General features: G+C 65.7%; 11 protein-coding genes and 1 pseudogene. 7 read left to right on the forward strand and 5 right to left on the reverse strand.

The genetic code is table 11. The annotated features are described in order from the left end of the window. Window positions 1-174: 174 nt before the first annotated feature. Window positions 175-435: a hypothetical protein gene (locus tag ACREBX_RS04025; protein WP_431560464.1), complete on the forward strand. Its 261-nt coding sequence runs from the start codon at window positions 175-177 to the stop codon at window positions 433-435. Here ACREBX_RS04025 and ACREBX_RS04030 read toward each other — a convergent pair. Both ACREBX_RS04030 and ACREBX_RS04035 read right to left on the reverse strand, forming a co-directional pair. Then, window positions 419-1,192, reverse strand: coding sequence for a CDP-alcohol phosphatidyltransferase family protein (locus ACREBX_RS04030; protein ID WP_431560465.1), 774 nt, complete (start codon window positions 1,190-1,192; stop codon window positions 419-421). The genes ACREBX_RS04025 and ACREBX_RS04030 overlap by 17 nt on opposite strands. A gap of 1 nt (window position 1,193) precedes the next feature. Next, window positions 1,194-1,928 (reverse strand): phosphatidylserine decarboxylase, encoded by a 735-nt coding sequence (locus ACREBX_RS04035; protein WP_431560466.1) that lies wholly within the window; start codon window positions 1,926-1,928, stop codon window positions 1,194-1,196. Window positions 1,929-2,064: 136 nt separating this feature from the next. On the opposite strand from ACREBX_RS04035, the gene ACREBX_RS04040 reads away from it, so the two are divergent. From ACREBX_RS04040 to ACREBX_RS04050, 3 genes are all read left to right on the forward strand, one after another. Continuing rightward, window positions 2,065-3,279 (forward strand): NADP-dependent isocitrate dehydrogenase, encoded by a 1,215-nt coding sequence (locus tag ACREBX_RS04040; RefSeq protein ID WP_431560467.1) that lies wholly within the window; start codon window positions 2,065-2,067, stop codon window positions 3,277-3,279. Window positions 3,280-3,452: 173 nt separating this feature from the next. Then, the gene (locus tag ACREBX_RS04045; RefSeq protein ID WP_431560468.1) at window positions 3,453-5,243 is read left to right on the forward strand and encodes a cation:proton antiporter; all 1,791 of its coding nucleotides are present in this window, start codon (window positions 3,453-3,455) and stop codon (window positions 5,241-5,243) included. 21 nt (window positions 5,244-5,264) lie between these two features. Further along, window positions 5,265-6,584 carry an NAD(P)/FAD-dependent oxidoreductase gene (locus ACREBX_RS04050; protein WP_431560469.1) on the forward strand — a complete coding sequence of 440 codons (1,320 nt, stop codon included), beginning with the start codon at window positions 5,265-5,267 and terminating at the stop codon, window positions 6,582-6,584. 3 nt (window positions 6,585-6,587) lie between these two features. On the opposite strand, the gene ACREBX_RS04055 is transcribed toward ACREBX_RS04050, so the two are convergent. Beyond that, the gene (locus tag ACREBX_RS04055; RefSeq protein ID WP_431560470.1) at window positions 6,588-9,521 is read right to left on the reverse strand and encodes a M16 family metallopeptidase; all 2,934 of its coding nucleotides are present in this window, start codon (window positions 9,519-9,521) and stop codon (window positions 6,588-6,590) included. Between the two features lie 87 nt (window positions 9,522-9,608). Between ACREBX_RS04055 and ACREBX_RS04060 the strand changes: the two genes are divergently transcribed. Then, entirely contained in the window at window positions 9,609-10,472 is an 864-nt protein-coding gene (locus tag ACREBX_RS04060) for a carbon-nitrogen hydrolase family protein (RefSeq protein ID WP_431560471.1), read from the forward strand. Between the two features lie 152 nt (window positions 10,473-10,624). Here the strand turns inward: ACREBX_RS04060 and ACREBX_RS04065 are convergent, their stop codons facing one another. Together ACREBX_RS04065 and ACREBX_RS04070 are read right to left on the reverse strand one after the other, a co-directional pair. Continuing rightward, on the reverse strand, window positions 10,625-10,855 hold the full coding sequence (locus tag ACREBX_RS04065; protein WP_248453944.1) for a hypothetical protein: 231 nt from the start codon (window positions 10,853-10,855) through the stop codon (window positions 10,625-10,627). Window positions 10,856-11,027: 172 nt separating this feature from the next. Next, a complete protein-coding gene (locus ACREBX_RS04070; RefSeq protein ID WP_431560472.1) occupies window positions 11,028-11,822 on the reverse strand; it encodes an NUDIX hydrolase in 795 nt (264 codons plus the stop codon). A gap of 103 nt (window positions 11,823-11,925) precedes the next feature. Between ACREBX_RS04070 and ACREBX_RS04075 the strand changes: the two genes are divergently transcribed. Together ACREBX_RS04075 and ACREBX_RS04080 are read left to right on the forward strand one after the other, a co-directional pair. Further along, window positions 11,926-12,552: a DUF4126 domain-containing protein gene (locus ACREBX_RS04075; protein ID WP_431560474.1), complete on the forward strand. Its 627-nt coding sequence runs from the start codon at window positions 11,926-11,928 to the stop codon at window positions 12,550-12,552. A 73-nt stretch (window positions 12,553-12,625) separates the two neighbouring features. Beyond that, a pseudogene (locus ACREBX_RS04080) lies at window positions 12,626-14,155 on the forward strand (hypothetical protein); the annotation flags it as partial.

Consider the following 14,155-nt stretch of genomic DNA (forward strand, 5'->3'; position numbering starts at 1 on the left):
GACGTGCCTTTTCGCGTTCAATGGAGGCGACGCTCCGGGCTCAACTCGGCGAAAAAGCGACTCCGTTCGTCGCAAAAGTGTTGAGAACAAAACAGGAACATGGAACGAAAAGTCCAACGAAACCGTCGCTGATTAACAAAAGGTTTCGCACACAGAAGCCAAAAGGACAAGATCATGGTTCAGGTCGCTGCCGCTCTCCTCTTCGCCCTCGCCGCCGGTCTCGGCGTCACGGTGATTCTGGCCATGCTCAACAATAACGAGAATGCGATTCTCTCGGCGCTCCTCGGCGAAGGCGCCTTCCCGGCCGAAACCGGCCCGCAGTCGGGACCCGCTCCTCAGAGGATGACGCTGCGCCGCTCGCCGGCGCGCCGCGACGCCCCCCGCCCTATCCGCGCCGCAGCCCGCATGCAGCCGGCGCTCAGCCGCGCCGCTTGACCTTCGCGTAACTTGCGAGCCCGAAGGGCAGCATCACCAGATAAAGCGCGCACACCGCGAGCAGCGTGTGCCACGGGGCGGTAACGAGCGCCGCGCCGAGCAGTCCAACCCCGGCCAGCGCAAAGAGACGCCACGAACGGCGGAGCCGGATCGACGACCAGCTGTAGGTCGGGATCGCCGAAATCATCAGCATCGCGACGCCCAGCGCCCACGGCATCACGACATACCATTCGCGGAACAGATCGTTGCCGGTCACCAGCCACAGATAGACGGGGACGAACGACAGCCCGGCGCCCGCGGGCGCCGGAATGCCGGTCATGAAGCCCGCCGACTTGTGCGGCTGGAAATCGGCATCCATGCGCGAGTTGAAGCGCGCGAGCCGCAGCGCGCAGCACACCGCGAGCGCCAGCGCCGCGGTCCAGCCGAATTTGGGGGCGTCGGCCAGCGACCAGAGGAAGAGGATCATCGCCGGCGCGACGCCGAACGCGATCACGTCGGACAGCGAATCGAGTTCGGCACCGAATTTGCTCTGCGCGCGCAGCAAACGCGCGATGCGCCCGTCCATGCCGTCGAGCACCCCCGCGACGATGATCATCGTGACCGCCGCCGCCCATTCGCCGCCGATCGCGAAGCGGACCCCGGTCAGCCCCGAACAAAGCGCGAGGATGGTGATCGCGTTGGGGGCGAAGGCACGCAGGCTGACTCCGGCGATGCGGCGCCCCGCGGCGTCGGGAATGACCTGCTCGTCCTCGGTCACTCTATTGACCGATGCCGTCGATCGTCTCGGCGGTGCCGATCCGTGCGACGACGGTCTCGCCGGCGAGCGTGCGCTGGCCGAGCAGCACCTGCGGCGTCGTGCCCGCAGGCAGATAGACGTCGACGCGGCTGCCGAAGCGGATCAGCCCGACGCGCTGGCCCGTCGTGAGTTCATTGCCCATGGTGACGAACGGCATGATGCGCCGCGCGACGAGGCCGGCGATCTGGGTGAAGCCGATGCGCACGCCATCGGCGCGCTCGACGACGAAATGCTGGCGTTCATTCTCTTCACTCGCCTTGTCGAGATCGGCGTTCAGGAACTTGCCGGGAATATAGACCAGCTTGCGCAGTGTCCCGGCGACCGGGGTGCGGTTGATGTGAACGTCGAAGACACTCATGAAAATCGAGACGCGCAGCATCGGCGCAGTGCCCAGCCCGTCGGGGCCGGAGATTTCGGGTGGCGGCGGGACTTCGGCGATCTGGGTGACAAGCCCGTCGGCGGGCGCGATGATCAGGTCGTTGCTCGCGGGTGTGACGCGCACCGGATCGCGGAAGAAAGCCCCGACCCACAGCGTCACGCCAAGCATCAGCCAACCGAGAATTTCCCAGCCGAGGAGCCAGAAACAGAGAGTCACGATACCGGCGATCAAAAGGAACTTGCGGCCTTCGGGATGGATCGACGGCCAGTGCCATTTGATACCGCCGCCGGGGCGGTTCGAGGATATGATATTGGACATGGCCGTTCTTCTAGGGGGCAGCTTCTAGACTGACAATGGATAAGCTGACCGACCCGTTCCACCGGCAGTTGAACATTGTCTCGGCTTTGCCTAAGGCGCTCGCAACTCCGACTCCCCAAGGAAAAAGGCTGTAAGCATGGGCAAGATCAAGGTAGCCAACCCGGTCATCGAACTCGATGGCGACGAAATGACCCGGATCATCTGGCAGTGGATCCGTGAGCGGCTGATCCTTCCCTATCTCGACATCGACCTGCATTATTACGATCTGAGCATCGAGATGCGCGACCAGACCGACGACAAGATCACGGTCGATGCCGCCAATGCGATCAAGAAGCATGGCGTCGGCGTCAAGTGCGCGACGATCACGCCCGACGAGGAACGGGTCGAAGAATTCGGCCTGAAAAAGATGTGGAAGTCGCCGAACGGCACGATCCGCAACATCCTGGGCGGCGTCGTGTTCCGCGAACCGATCGTGATGAAGAATGTCCCGCGCCTCGTTCCCGGCTGGACCGACCCGATCGTCGTCGGCCGCCACGCGTTCGGCGACCAGTATCGCGCCACCGACTTCCGCGTCCCCGGCCCCGGCAAGCTGCGCCTGGTGTTCGAGGGCGAGGACGGCACGCTGATCGACGAGGAAGTGTTCCAGTTCCCGTCGTCGGGCGTCGCGATGGCGATGTACAACCTCGACGATTCGATCCGCGACTTCGCGCGCGCCAGCCTCAACTACGGCCTCGCGCGCCAGTGGCCGGTGTATCTGTCGACCAAGAACACGATCCTGAAAGCCTATGACGGCCGCTTCAAGGACTTGTTCGAGGAAGTGTTCAACGCCGAATTCAAAGCGAAGTTCGCGGAGGCGGGCATCACCTACGAACATCGCCTGATCGACGACATGGTCGCCTCGGCGCTCAAGTGGAGCGGCAAGTTCGTCTGGGCCTGCAAGAATTACGACGGCGACGTCCAGTCGGACACCGTCGCACAGGGCTTCGGCTCGCTCGGCCTGATGACCAGCGTGCTGATGACCCCCGACGGCCAGACCGTCGAATCCGAAGCCGCACACGGCACCGTGACCCGCCATTATCGCATGCACCAGCAGGGCAAGGCGACCTCGACCAACCCGATCGCGTCGATCTTCGCCTGGACCGGCGGGCTCAAGCACCGCGGCAAGCTCGACGACAATGCCGAATTGATCAAGTTCGCCGACGACCTCGAAAAGGTCTGCGTCGCGACGGTCGAAAGCGGCAAGATGACCAAGGATCTGGCGCTGCTGATCGGTCCCGACCAGAACTGGCTGACCACCGAAGGCTTCTTCGAGGCGATCGTCGAAAATCTCGAAGCCAAGATGGGCGCCTGAGCCAGCATCTCACCCAATGCGTCATTGCGAGCGCAGCGAAGCAATCCAGGGGCGGCCTTGAACCGCTCTGGATTGCTTCGTCGCTTCGCTCCTCGCAATGACGAAGCATATAAGTGATTTGCTTGGGATAGTCCTCTAGCCAATCGGGGCCGGCCTGCATAAGGTCGGCCCTTATGGTATCGGAAACAGAAACCTCCGCCATCGGCAACGCGCTGGTGGTGCTAGGCGCCGCAGGCATCGTGATCCCGGCGTTCGCGCGCTTCCGCCTGCCACCCGTGATCGGGTTCATCCTTGTCGGGCTGCTCGTCGGTCCGTCGGGGCTTGGCGCGCTCGCCGCCGAATATCCGTGGCTAAAACATATCACGATCGCCTCGACAGAGGACATCGCGCTCTTCGCCGAATTCGGCATCATCCTGCTGCTCTTCTCGATCGGGCTCGAACTGTCGTTCCGCCGCCTGTGGCAACTCAGAAAACTGGTGTTCGGTATCGGCGCCGCGGAACTGCTGCTCGGCGGGGCAATCCTCGGCGGCGCGCTATGGCTGGTCGGCGGCTATTCGACCCCCGCCGCCTTCGGCCTCGGCATCGCGCTCGCGCTCTCCTCAACCGCGCTGGTGCTCCCGATCGCGGGCACCAAATCGGCAGTCGGCCGCGCCTCCTTCTCGATGCTGTTGTTCGAGGATCTGGCGATCGTCCCGATCATCTTCATTCTCGGCGCGCTGGCGCCCAGCGCGGCCGGCGACAACGCCGAACTGCTGCTGACGACATTATGGCAGGGCGTCGTCGTCGTCGCGGCGCTCGCGATCGGCGGCTGGTTCCTGCTGCCACGCATCTTCGCGCAGGCGGCGCGCGCCAAGGACCCCGAACTCTTCCTCGCCGCCAGCCTGCTGGTGGTGATCGTCGCCGCGCTCGCGACCGCCGCGGTCGGGCTGTCGCCGATCGTCGGCGCGCTGCTCGCGGGGCTGATGATCGCCGAAACCGAATATCATGAAGAGGTCGAGGCGATCACCGCGCCATTCAAGGGCCTCGCGCTCGGCGTGTTCCTGATCAGCGTCGGCATGGGGCTCAATCTCAGGACGATTGGCGAACAATGGCCGCAGCTCGTCGCCGCGGTCGTCGGCGTCGTGGCGATCAAGGCGATCGTCACCGCGGCGCTACTGCGCTTTTCGAACGTCGCACGGCGCGGCACCGCGGCCGAAGTCGGCCTGCTGATGTCGAGCCCGTCCGAAACGACCTTGATCGTGCTCGCGACGGCGCTGCAGGCGCAGATCATCAGCCGCAGCACCGCCGAATTCTGGCAGCTCGTCACCGCGATCGGGCTGACGATCACGCCGTTGCTCGCGCGTATCGGCCACGACATCGCGCGGCGGATCGAGATGCGGACCGGCGAAGGACAGCCCGAGGAAACGCCGGAGGGCCGCACCGTCGTCGTCGGCTTCGGCCGCGTCGGCCACACCGTCGCCGAACTGCTGCGCGAACATGGCCGACCCTATATGGCGGTCGATGCCGATATCGATACGGTCGCCGCGGCACGGCGCGAAGGCTTCATCGTCCGTTTTGCCGACGTTGCGCGCACAGGCGCGCTCGACAAGCTGGGGATCGAGACCGCCAACGCCGTCGTCTTGACGATGGACGATCCGGTGCAGCAGCTCCGGATGACGCGGCAGTTGCGCCAGAAATACCCCGAGCTGCCGATCATCAGCCGCGCGCGCGACGCCGATCATGCCGCGACACTCTATCAGGCGGGCGCGAGCGATGCCGTTCCCGAGACGCTCGAAAGCTCGCTGCAACTCGCCGAGGCGGTGCTGATCGACCTGGGCGTCGCGATGGGGCCGGTGATCGCGTCGATCCACGACGTGCGTGCGAAGATGCGGCACGACATCATGACCAAGGGCCAGCTTGAGCGCGAACCGCGGATCCGGAAGTTGCGAACGCCGATCCGTGCGCCACAAGGCGACGGCACCTAGCCCTTTCCCGAGGAGATCGATGTGACCACGCCGCGCAAGACCCAGATCGTGATCGTGGGAGGCGGTGCGGGCGGGCTCGAACTCGCGCGGCGCCTCGGCGCCCGATACGGCCGCGCCCGGCACGACATCATCCTGATCGACAAGAACCGGACACATGTGTGGAAGCCGCTGCTCCACGAGGTCGCGACGGGGTCGCTCGATGCCAATCTCGACGAGGTCGGCTATCGCAGCCATTGCCATCGCTGGGGCTATCGCTTCTTTCCCGGCACGCTCGAAAGCGTCGACAGGCAAACGCGCGAAATCGTCATCGCGCCGATGCTCGACGAGGACGGCAGCGAGCTGATCGCGCGGCACCGGTTGCGTTTCGACTATCTGGTGCTTGCGATGGGGTCGGTGGGCAATGATTTCGGCACGCCGGGCGCGCGCGAGCATTGCATCTTCCTCGACGAACGCCCGCAGGCCGACCGCTTCCGCAACAAGCTGCTCAACCATTGCCTGCGCGTGTCGCACGCGATGCTGAAGGACCCGGCGAGCGATGCGCAGGTCCATATCGCGCTGGTCGGTGGCGGCGCGACCGGCGTCGAACTGGCGGCCGAACTGTTCAACGCCGCGGGCGGGCTGCGCCATTATGGGCTGGAGGTGTTCGACGAGAAACGCCTGCGCGTCACGCTGATCGAGGCGGGGCCGCGCATATTGCCCGCGCTTCCCGAACGACTTGCCGAGGCGGCGCAGCAGGAACTCGAGGCGCTCGGCGTCGCCGTTCTCACCAATACCCCGGTGACCGAGGTACGCGCCGACGCGATGGTTCTGAAATCGGGTCAGGTCGTTCCCGCCGATCTTCGCGTCTGGGCGGCGGGGGTGAAGACCGCGCCGCTCGCCAATGAGGACGACGGGCTCGAACGCGCGCGCAGCGGGCAATTCGTCGTCCGTCCGACGCTGCAAACGACCGCCGACGAGCGCATCTTCGCGATCGGCGACTGTGCCTATTGCATCCTGCCCGGCGACGAGCGGCCCGTGCCGCCGCGCGCGCAATCGGCGCACCAGATGGCTTCAGCCGTGTTTCGCAACCTCGTCGCGATGGAGAAAGGCAAGCCGCTGCGCGATTTCGTCTATCGCGATCATGGCTCGCTGGTGTCGCTCAGCCGTTTTTCGACGGTCGGCAGCCTGATGGGCAATCTGATCGGCGGACGTATGGCGATCGAGGGGCGGCTCGCACGCTTCGTCTACACCTCGCTCTACCGCATGCACCTGATCGCGATCCACGGCTGGCTCCATGGATCGGCGCTGATCCTGCTCGGGCGAGTGAATGCGATCATCCGCCCGCGCCTCAAGCTGCATTAGCGCCTAGCGCCCGCCTGCTGCCGGTGCCGGTGCCGCGCCCAACGCCGAAGCATCGGCCAGCGTCATCCCCTTGGGCAGGATCGCCAGCGACCATTGGCGCGCGGGCGTCAGATATTGCTGCGCCAGTCGCTGAATATCGGCGGAGGTGACCGCCGAAATATCGTCCTGGATCGACAGCGCAGCCGCGGTGACGCGCGGATCGCGCGTCGCGCCTTCGAGCAGGAACATCCAATAGACATTGCCCGTCGAGGCGCGCGCGACCTGTTCGCGGATCGGCACCGCGTTACGCGCCAGTTCATCGGCATCGACCGGCTTCGCGACGAGGTCGGCGGCAATATCCTTCGCGATGCCATAGAAACGATCGAGATCCTTCGGTGCGAGCAGGCTGCCGACGAGCAGATAGCCGCCGGTGTCGAAGCCCGTCGGCCAGTGGCTGTCGACCACCGGGCCATAGCTGGCCCCCTGTTCGGCGCGCAGGCGGTCGAACAGGCGATCGTTGAAGATCGCCGCCAGCACTTCCAGCCCGCGCGCGTCGCGCGGGTTGGCAAGACCGCCGCTGGTCGGCCAGGCGGTCATCGCCGCCGCCTGTCCCTGCTCGCCGCGGTGATAGGCGATCTCCGGCACCGTGACATGCTTGGCGAAGTCGACGCGCTGGCCGGCGGGCGGCGCGAGGGTCTGACGCGGCGGCAGTGCACCGAGCGTTTCGGCGAGAATCTTCTTGTAATCGACCGTTTCGAGGTCGCCGAAAATCTGCACCTCGATCGGTCCGCTGGCCAGACGCGGTTCCCAGAAGGCGCGGAAGGCGGCAGGGGTCAGCGCCTCGATCTGCGCCTTGTCGGGCGCCGCCCAGCGCGCGTCATTGTTGGTCAGCCAGCCACGCAAATTGCGGTCGAGCACCGCGTTGGGGGTTGCGTCGTTGAGGTCATATCCGGTGAGGAAACCGATGCGCAGCCGTTCGACCGGCGCCGGATCCCAGCGCGGCTGGGCGAGTTTGCCGGCGATCAGCCGCATCTGGTCGGCAAGGTCGGCGGGCCTGCTTTCGGCCGACAGTTCGAACGCATCGTCGTCGATCGCGAAATTCATCTGGATCTGCCGGCCGTTGGTCAGCTGGTCGATCTCGTTCTGACCCCACGGACCGATGCCGCTGGCAACCAGTGCATAATCGCCGGTCCAGAGCAGGTTCGGCGCGTCGGCGGCGACGCTGCGGTTGCCGGTGCCGAAGCGCACATTGACGCGCACCTTGCCCGGCTCGACCTTGTTGTTCGACACCAGCGCGGTCACGCCATTGGCGAACTCGATCCGCTCGGCGCGGAGGCCGAGAAGGCTGCTCGCCGCGGCGATCGTTCCCGGCTGGCCGACGGCCGGGAGCTGCTTGAAATCGGCCTTCACCGTTGCCAGCCGGTCGTCGCGCGCGGTGACGGGTGCCTTCAGCGCGGCAAGCACCGCGGCATCGCCGCCTGCGGCCGTCGGCGTTGTCAGCACGACGCGGGTTACCGGGGCGGCAAAGATCGCCTTGCTGATGTCGAGCATCACCTTCGGCGTCGCGGACGCGCGGATGGCCTTGAACATGTCGACCTGGCCCTGCGGGCTCGTCACCGTTTCGTTGATATCGACCGCACGGACCATGTCGTCGGCAAGCCGCGCGCCGGGTTCGTTGCGCGCATTCTCCAGCTCCTTGACCAGAAACGCCTGGATCTCGTTCGCCTCGCGGTCGATGTCGGCCTGCGACGGCGGATTTTTCACCGCGTCGGCGATCACGCCGCGAACGTCGGCGAGCGCGGCTTTCCAGTCGCTCAGGGGAACGATCGACGCCATCGTCACATCGACGCTGCGGCTGACATATTGCTGCTCGACCGTCGCGACCAGATAGCTGCCGCCGCTGCGCGCCCGATTTTCCAGCCGCCGGTTGACCAGCGCCTGCGCGATAAATTCGAGGTACAGCCGCCGCGTATTTTCGACCGTGTCGATGCGCTTCTTCCACGGACGCACCATCGCCAGCGTCAGCGCGAGCGGCTGGTTCGCTTCGACGATTTCGCGCGCCGCGGGTTCCTTCGGGTCGGGCTTGCCGAAATCGGGATTGGAGGGGTTCGGACCGTCGGCTTTCCAGTCGCCATAATATTTCGCAACCAGCCCGGCGAGGGCCGCGGGATCGGCATCGCCGACGATGACCACGACCGCGCGGTCGGGGCGATACCAGCGATTGTGAAAGGCGCTGACCGAGGTCGCGCTCGCCTTGCCCAGCGACGCGGTCGTGCCGATCGGCGAGCGGTCGCCGAGCAATTGCCCCGCGAACAGATGCGCGTTGGTCGCGTCGGCAATCCGCTTTTGCGGGCCGTCCGCTTCGCGGAGTTCGGACATCACGACGCCGCGCTCGGCCGCGACCGCGAGTTCGGAGATGCGCGGTTCGCGCACCATGCCCGACAGCAATTTCATGCTTTCATCAAGATTGGCGGGCGTCACGCTCGGCAGATCGAGCTGGTAGACCGTCTGCGTCGGGGTCGTCTGGGCGTTCGAATCGCTGCCGAAGGTGACACCGAACCGCTGCCAGATGCGTTTGGCTTCGCCGTCGGGAATATGCTCCGATCCGCGGAAAGTCAGATGCTCGAGCAAATGGGCGTAACCGCGCTCCTGCTCGGTTTCGAACATCGAGCCGACGTCCATGCGGACGCGGATCGACACCTGCCCCGGGGGCACGCCATTGTTGCGCACGGCATAGCGCACGCCGTTGGGAAGCTCGCCAAACTGCCACGCGGTATCGCGCGGAATGTCGCTGCCGACATAGAGCCAGTCGCCGCTTTTCGCCTGGGCGCCGACGGTTTTTGCTGCCGTGCCTTGGGCACCGACGGACGGCCCCGTCAGCAGCAACGCAGCAGCGGCGCCGGCAAAGAGGAGGGATCGGGTCAAACGAAGCGGCGCGCGCCGGGAGAAATAGAACATTGGCCCATCTTATCGCCTTCGAACCTTGCTGGCCACTGAACTGTCATGCGGCTTGTCCTGCGAACGCCACGGGCTTAGCCAGATACAATGGATAGCTCCTCGCAGACCGCCCCCCTCGCCGCGCTCGTCCAGATGACCAGCGGCATCGACCCCGCCGCCAATCTGGCGACGATCGACCGTGCGATGGGCGAAGCCGCCGCGCACGGCGCCGCGATGGCCTTTCTTCCAGAAATGTCGCTGCTCCTCGATCGCGACCGCGCGCGCTCGGGCGCGCACATGACCCGCGAAGCCGACAGCTCCTGGCCCGCGGCACTGCAGGCGATGGCGCAAAAGCACGGGATATGGCTGCATTCGGGATCGATGCCGCTCCTCGCCGACGATGGCGAACGCCGTGTCAACCGCGCCCATGTCATCGCCGCCGACGGCAGCATCCGTGCGCGTTATGACAAGATCCATATGTTCGACGTCACACTGCCGTCAGGCGAAAACTGGCAGGAATCGGCCGCCTATGCCGGCGGCGACGCGGTGGCGGTCGTCGATACGCCGCTGGGACAGCTGGGGCTCAGCATCTGTTACGACTTGCGCTTCCCCGAACTCTACCGCGCGCTCGTCGATCGCGGCGCGACATTGATCGCCATCCCCGCCGCCTTCACCGTGTCGACGGGCGAGGCGCATTGGCATGTCCTGATGCGTGCGCGGGCGATCGAAACGGGATGTCATGTCGTGGCGGCGGCGCAGGGCGGCACGCACGAAGACGGCCGACAGACTTTTGGCCACAGCCTTGTCGTCGATCCCTGGGGTGTGGTTCTGACCGATGCTGCGACGCCGGGAGATGCGCGCGCCGACGGCTATGCGCTGACGCTCGCCCCCATCGGCGCGGCGGCGGGCGAACGCGCCCGCCAGGCGATCCCGCTCGCGCGATCGCGGACGAACCGGACCATCACGCTCTGATTCCCGCCTCGCCGCGCTTCGGCACGGGCGCCAAAAGTTCCGACCCGGAACGACCGTCTCCGCAGAACAAACAACTTACCCGGAACAAACAAAGGGCCCCGAGCGAAGCTCGGAGCCCTTTGAGAAAATCTGGCTAGCCAGATCAGCCGTTATTACGGGCTGGTCGGCGAATCGTCGTCGTTGTCCGACGCGATGATGATGCCGCCAACGACAGCAACGAGAGCGAGGACAGCGATGATCCAGCTCGTGCTGCCTTCGAGTTCGCTCTGGCCGTCAACGGCCGAAGCTGCGCGGGCTGCGGGAGCAGCCGACGCGGCAACCGGCGCCGCAATCATCGAGGTCGCTGCGAGAGAGATCGCAGCTTTCTTAAGCAGGTTCATCATTTTCTCCGTCCACTGGATTACTTTTGTCGAATCACACCGGCGAGGTTTCCCCGGTCTGCTTCTGCAGCGCCTTCTTAGGCAGAGCGTTCAGCAATTGCAACGACGTTTTGCCCTACCCCGCCAAATCTTAGTAAATCATAAATAGGGAAAAAGTTGTTGCTTCCAACCCTACTTATCCGCGCCGTACACGCTCGAAGGATTCGTGCGTGACGGGGTAGCCCAAATGCCCGGGGATGCAGAGATAGGACTGCCCTTCGCGCTCTTCGATCCATGGCGTGATGAGCTCGACCGGAAACTGGCCGGAATGTAGGGAAAAGTCGGGAAAATCGGTGACTTGAGCCAAGCGTTCGAGATTGCGGCGGGTAGGAAAGATCACCGACACGTCGCCGCGGTCGGCCATCGCCAGCGTGGCCTTCGCGCTCGCCCAGAAAAGATGGCTATGCTCGGCCTCTTCGACCGTCAGTTCATGGCTGTGCGGCGGCGCCGCGACGGCGTAGAAGCGCGTGTCGAACGTCCGCGCCTCTTTGAAATTGGGGCACCAGCGCGCGAATGGAACGAAGGATTCCAGTGCGATTCGGTCACCGCGCGCGGCCAAAATGTCGGAAAGCAGGGTTCCGGCGAGCAACGCCTGCCGCACATCCGCCACGTCGCTTTCGGCCAGCGCCGGCCAGCCCACCGCAAGCCCCGTTTCCTCCAGCGTCTCGCGCAGCGCCGCGACGCGCGCAGCGCCGTCGGCCTCGTCGATGCCCAGCCCGTAGAGACGCGCCACCCGATAATCGTCGGGGTCGACGCGGCCGCCCGGAAACACGACCGCCCCGGCCGCGAAAGCCATGGTGACCGACCGCTTGACCATCAATATCTCGTCGGGACCGCCGTCATCCGCCGGCCGCATGATGACCAGCGTCGCGGCGGGAATGGCGCCGTCGGGAAGTATCTCGGCGGGCGGGGTCGTCGGCGTATCGATCATGACGCAAGCGATAACCGCGGCGCATCCCCTTGTCATCCCGGCATTGCGGGCACGCGCGGACGGGTGCAAGATGGCGCAGGGATCCGGGACGGGGAGCAGGGCATTGGGAATCGTCGAGATTTTGGGCGTCGCGGGCAGCCTCAGCCTCCTTGCCGGCTGGCGGCTCTACCTCACCATATTGGCGACTGGCACCGCGATGCATTTCGGCTGGCTGCCGCTGCCCGAACATCTTGCCGCTTTGCAGGTGCTCGCCAATCCCTGGGTGCTCGGGGTCGCCGCGGTCGGCACCCTCGCCGAGTTCCTCGCCGACAAGATCGCCTGGGTCGATTCCATATGGGATACGGTCCACAGCATCATCCGCCCGCTCGGCGGCGCGCTGCTCGCGCTGGCGCTGGTCGATTCGTCGGATCCGGCGTGGCAGGTGATCGCCTTCCTGCTCGGCGGCGGCGGCGCCCTGCTGAGCCATGGCGCCAAGGCGACGACGCGCGCGGTTGTCAACGTCAGCCCCGAACCGTTCAGCAACGCCGCGGTTTCGACCGGCGAAGATGTCGCCACGGGCGGCCTGCTCGCGCTCGCCATCGCCTATCCGCCGCTGGCCATCGTCATCGCGATCCTGCTCGCGGTTGCCGCCGTCGTCGTCATCATCGCGCTGCGCCGGCTGCTGCGTAATATCAAGGCGACATTGAAGCGGGCATTGGGCGATGAACCGCCAGCGCAACTTGATGCTTAGCAATTTGGTAACATTGGCTTTATAGGCTTGACGAACAGGGGGGCACACCGACCCGGAAAGGGAGTGATGCTCTATGCCCGCCAAACCCACCCTGAAGCCGTTCCTGCTGTCGTCCGTCGCGGGGCTCGCGCTGGGGCAAGCCTCCCCCGCCCTCGCCCAATGCGTTTTCACGCCCACCGCAGGTAACGACATCCACGTCTGCAGCAGCGGCACCTCCCCCGCCGGCCTGAACGACCCGGGCGGTAACAACCAGCTTACGCTCCCGGCCGGCGGAACCGGCATTATCGCCGACAATGTGACCTTTGGCGGCGGGACCGACGCCGTCGTGATGGATTCGGGCCGGATCAACGGCGCGGTCGATCAGGGCAATGGCAACGACCGTTTCCAGATCGGCGCCGGGACGGTCACCGGGCAGATACAGCAAGGCGAAGGCATCGACGATTTCATGATGACCGGCGGCGAGATCAATATCCTCAACCAGGGCGGTTCGATGGACACCTTCCTGATGACCGGCGGACGCATCATCGATGCCTTCGACGACGGCGACACGGCGCGGATGACCGGCGGGCGGATCGGGCGCGTCAACATGAAGCTTGCCGACAATCTGTTCGACATGTCGGGCGGCACGATCGACCGCAATCTCGTCGCCGGCTTCGGCAACGACACGATCATCCTGTCGGGCGGCACGATCGGCGGCAATATCAGCGTGTCGGGCGGCACCGACAGCGTCACGATTACCGGCGGATCGGTCGGCGGCGACGTGCTGCTGAGCGTCGGCACCGACAGCGTCGTCTGGGATGGCGGCGGGGTGGTGCATGGCACGATCGATATGGGCGGTGACAACGACAGCGCGCGGCTCGCCAGCCTGACCAACGCCCATCTGGGCGGGACACCCCGCGTCACCGGCGGCGCGGGCACCGACGCGCTGGTCTTCGACAATGTCACGACGGGCGGCATCGCCCGCTTCGATGGTTGGGAAACGATCGACGCGACCAACGACAGCGAACTGACCTTCGATGGCTTTCTGACGCTCGGCGATGCCGGGACGGGCACGGGCCGCTTGAACCTCGACGCGTCGAGCACGATTTTCGGCGGCGGCCTTCAGGGCGGGATCGCGGCTTTCACCGCCGGCCAGCGTGCGACGCTGATCAACGCCGGGCGGATCGACCTGACCAATGGCGGCAATATGCCGGGCGACAGCTTCACCGTGCGCGGTGATTATGTCGGCGACAGCGGCCTGCTGCTCATCGATACCGTGCTCGGCGATGACGCCTCGGCATCCGATAAGCTGGTGATCGACGGCGGCAATGCGTCGGGCACGACGGGCGTCACCGTGCTTAACGCAGGCGGAACCGGGGGCGTCACAGCGCAGAACGGCATCCTTGTCGTCGAGGCGGTGGGCGGCGCCACCACCGCGAGCGGCGCTTTTGCGCTCAACCATCGCGTCGCGGTCGGCGCCTATGAATATTTCCTGTTCCGCGGCGGCACGTCCGCCGGAACAGGGGATAATTGGTATCTGCGTTCGACACTTCCGCCCCCACCGCCCGCCGCGCCGCCACCCGAAGCCCCGCCGCCGCCCGAACCCGCGCCCGCGCCGCCGGTC

It is taken from the genome of Sphingopyxis sp., from assembly GCF_050725655.1.
Classification (GTDB): domain Bacteria; phylum Pseudomonadota; class Alphaproteobacteria; order Sphingomonadales; family Sphingomonadaceae; genus Sphingopyxis.